The sequence below is a fragment of the Bartonella jaculi genome, assembly GCF_039543045.1.
Taxonomy (GTDB): Bacteria; Pseudomonadota; Alphaproteobacteria; order Rhizobiales; family Rhizobiaceae; genus Bartonella; species Bartonella jaculi.
This window is the reverse complement of the sequence record NZ_BAABIZ010000056.1, coordinates 1-4,034: the sequence shown is the minus strand read 5'-3', so window position 1 is coordinate 4,034 and position 4,034 is coordinate 1. Positions and strand designations below refer to the sequence as shown.

At 36.5% G+C, this 4,034-nt stretch carries 2 protein-coding genes; one reads left to right on the top strand and one right to left on the bottom strand.

The window, feature by feature from the left end; translation table 11 throughout:
* Positions 1–761 precede the first annotated feature (761 nt).
* Complete coding sequence (locus tag ABD915_RS08925) at positions 762–1,322, bottom strand: helix-turn-helix domain-containing protein (protein ID WP_345117507.1); 561 nt, start codon at positions 1,320–1,322, stop codon at positions 762–764.
* Positions 1,323–2,758: 1,436 nt separating this feature from the next.
* Between ABD915_RS08925 and ABD915_RS08920 the strand changes: the two genes are divergently transcribed.
* Positions 2,759–3,649 carry a replication initiation protein gene (locus ABD915_RS08920; protein WP_345117505.1) on the top strand — a complete coding sequence of 297 codons (891 nt, stop codon included), beginning with the start codon at positions 2,759–2,761 and terminating at the stop codon, positions 3,647–3,649.
* The last annotated feature ends 385 nt before the right edge of the window (positions 3,650–4,034 follow it).

Below are 4,034 nucleotides of genomic sequence, written 5' to 3'. Positions count from 1 at the left end.
ACTCACCAAAATCATGATCTCAAAGCCGTGCTTTTGGGAACTAACAATCCTAGGTTCTTATGGTCAAGGCAACCCCTTCGGGGCGCCTAACGGCGACCTTGACCCAGAACCTAACGGATTGTTTTTATGTTCCCGCACGGCTCCGAAATCATGATGTTTTAGGGAGTTTCTTATGGCGCTAAAATGGAGAAAAGATCGTTTTTTCGATAAGGGTTTTGAGCCCAAAATTACGTTTTATTTTTAAAACGTATAATTGCGCCTTCAAAAAATCTTTGAAAAAGACATTTTTCAGGAGCGCATAAAATGCGCATTGGAAATTTTTCAAATTGAGAGAAATGGAAAAATGCTTTCAGTAGCAAATATAGTTTTTTTATTTGTGAGATTTTTTGAAAATGATCTTTAGGAATTAAAAATATTCTATTTGGCTCAAAAAAGCTCTGTAAGGAGTTTTTAGTTTAGAAACGTAAAATGGGTCGTTTTTTTTCATTAAACGCATTCTAGGGCTAAATTTGGCGCTAACAGAGACGTTTTTCATCTAATCATGATTTCGGAGCCGTGCGGGAACGTAAAAACAATCCGTTAGGTTCTGGGTCAAGGTCGCCGTTAGGCGCCCCGAAGGGGTTGCCTTGACCATAAGAACCTAGGATTGTTAGTTCCCAAAAGCACGGCTTTGAGATCATGATTTTGGTGAGTGCACAGAGAGTTTGAGAGGCGGTAGCCTCTCATTTCATTGATTTATGGACGAACGAAGTGAGTTCTAATTATTTTAAGTAATCTTCAATATCTATTTGATCCAATTTCTCTTTATTTTCCAACAGTTTTTTACGCTCTTCGGCGCTGAACATTGACATTATTCGTCGCTTAACTTTACCATCTTTGTCTACTAAAGTTTTAGTTACAAAAGCCGCATATTCTTTGCTTGTATTATAACCCTTCCAAACTTCGTGTGGATCTAAAGCATAGGCACAGACCCTTCCGGAAACAGGAATGCGAATAACCGCCCTTTTAGACTCCAAGTAATCCAACCAACGACGAATAGTTCGTGTTGTAACTTCAAATTGATTTGCAATAAATTGTTGATCACAAATTACGGCGCCACATGTAGGATCAATATGTTCTGCAAAAAATGCGTAGAGTCCAGCTGCGGCTGAGTTTTCTTTTGAAAGCTCTCGTACACGTTTCCAACCTTTCGAATAAACTTGTGTAAATCCTTTGTTTTTACGCTCTTCTTCAACTTCGTGCTCTTTTTCCAATTCAATCAATTTAAGTTCATGTTTACGCAGATTTCTCTGAACATCTGTTGCAACTTCTATGAAACTCATCTCAATTTTTCCTATTTAACCGTTTTTCCTATTGATAGGAAAATAATGTCCTATGAAAGGACAAATAATAAGGACATTTATGTCCAAAATCAAGACATTTATGTCCCATTAACGGACATGACCGGACACAAGCTATGTCCTATTAACCGGACACAAGCTATGTCCTATTACAAATTTTACATTCATTTAAAATCAATCATTTAATATTTTTTCCTTTCTCCTCTAAGAGGCTTCGCCTTGAAAAATGACGAACTTCGTTCGACAATTTTATGATGAGAGGCTACCGCCTCTCAAACTCTCCGTGCACTCACCAAAATCATGATCTCAAAGCCGTGCTTTTGGGAACTAACAATCCTAGGTTCTTATGGTCAAGGCAACCCCTTCGGGGCGCCTAACGGCGACCTTGACCCAGAACCTAACGGATTGTTTTTACGTTCCCGCACGGCTCCGAAATCATGATGTTTTAGGGAGTTTCTTATGGCGCTAAAATGGAGAAAAGATCGTTTTTTCGATAAGGGTTTTGAGCCCAAAATTACGTTTTATTTTTAAAACGTACAATTGCGCCCCTTCAAAAAATCTTTGAAAAAGACATTTTTCAGGAGCGCATAAAATGCGCATTGGAAATTTTTCAAATTGAGAGAAATGGAAAAATGCTTTCAGTAGCAAATATAGTTTTTTTATTTGTGAGATTTTTTGAAAATGATCTTTAGGAATTAAAAATATTCTATTTGGCTCAAAAAAGCTCTGTAAGGAGTTTTTAGTTTAGAAACGTAAAATGGGTCGTTTTTTTTCATTAAACGCATTCTAGGGCTAAATTTGGCGCCAACAGAGACGTTTTTCATCTAATCATGATTTCGGAGCCGTGCGGGAACGTAAAAACAATCCGTTAGGTTCTGGGTCAAGGTCGCCGTTAGGCGCCCCGAAGGGGTTGCCTTGACCATAAGAACCTAGGATTGTTAGTTCCCAAAAGCACGGCTTTGAGATCATGATTTTGGTGAGTGCACGGAGAGTTTGAGAGGCGGTAGCCTCTCATTTCATTGATTTATGGACGAACGAAGTGAGTTCTAATTATCTCTTCAATCGAAATCTAAATTAACTAGATAAGATCTATTAGCACCGAAGCAAGCTTCAAAAATACCTTATAGTCTGATCCAGTTAGGTTACTTCTTGCTAATGTAGCTAATGCACTTCGTAACATTTTTTTGGTATTTCTAATTTTCTTTCAAATGAAATTTACTTCTTCACGAGTAGCAGTTTTTGGTTAGAAAATTTGCAAGTTTTCCACATGCTTTGCGTTTTTTCTTGTTTTTTCTTGTTTTTATATGGTTTTTTTTTATTTAAAATCAATATCTTATAAGAATTAAATGCGTCTTTTTTCAAGTTAAATGCGTCTTTTTTCAAGTTAAATGCGTCTTTTTTCAAGTGTTTTCCACAGGATGAATAAACAAAAGCGTCATAAAAAAATATTGACGCATTTAATTAAATGCGTCATAAAAAAATATTGGTGTAAATACTTGAAACATGACGTATTTACAAAAAATAGAGAGCAAAAAATGTTTAATTTTAAAAAAAATAAATATGAAATTACTAACTTGGAACGTCCTAGTGGCAGCAGATGGGTCACAATGCAAAATGCATTAATTCGTGCAGGACACGGACTAACTTTATCTGAAAAAAGACTTGTGATGATGGCTGTTTCTAAAATTGATAGCGCAAAATATCACCGTTCGAATGATATACCAACAACACGTATAACGGCTACTGAGTATGCCGAATTAGCTGACTGCGATATGTCAACAGCTTATATAGCTCTTCAAAGTGCTTCTAAAAAATTATATCAACGTTCTATTACGTTTTATGAACCAGCTTATAATCGCAAAGGTAAAGCCCTCTCTTCAACAGAGATTAAAATGAGATGGGTTGGACAAGTACATTATCAAAAAGATGAAGGATGGGTAGAACTTTATTGGTGGCCAAAATTAGTACCGTATTTAACAAACATCAAAAAGCAATTTACCAGCTATCATCTTAAACAAGTTTCAGCTCTGCGTTCTATTTATTCATGGCGTTTACTAGAATTATTAACACGCTTTCAAACTTCAGGTACCGCAAAATACACAATCGAAGATTTTTGTACTTCAATGGATTGCACAGAAAAACAACGTCAAAATTTTAATAACATTAAACGTCGTATTATCGAGCCTGCCGTTACAGAACTCACTCAAAAAGATGGATGGAAAATTGAGTGGACTCCCATAAAAACCGGTAGGAAAGTCACAACAATCGAATTTAAATTTGAAAAAGATCCGCAAGGGAAATTATTTTAATTTCTAAAGTTTAATCGTTCGTACTAGCTCAAAATTGATTAGTTCATAGCGACCAAAGCTCATTTTTCACCTCTAAAATGATCTACTGAATTCATTTTTAGAGAGTGGGTAGCTCAAAATCAAGCGCTTTTTTGAGCGAGCGCGCAACAAGGGTTGAGCTACCGTAGTACAGATTCTGAAAATTGAATCTAGGATTTCTGGGCTCTTCCGACGAATCCCTTCTTAATTCTTATCTGAGAAGAAAAATCGGTCATTTCATTCCGTTCTATCAAACTTACGTAAATATTCTCATTTCTGATTACATCTACTGTTGATTTCCTGCTTCTTCGAGGCTGGTTTCACCAAAGTCACAAGACATTGGCCAGAGCCTTCCTCTCCACAGGCT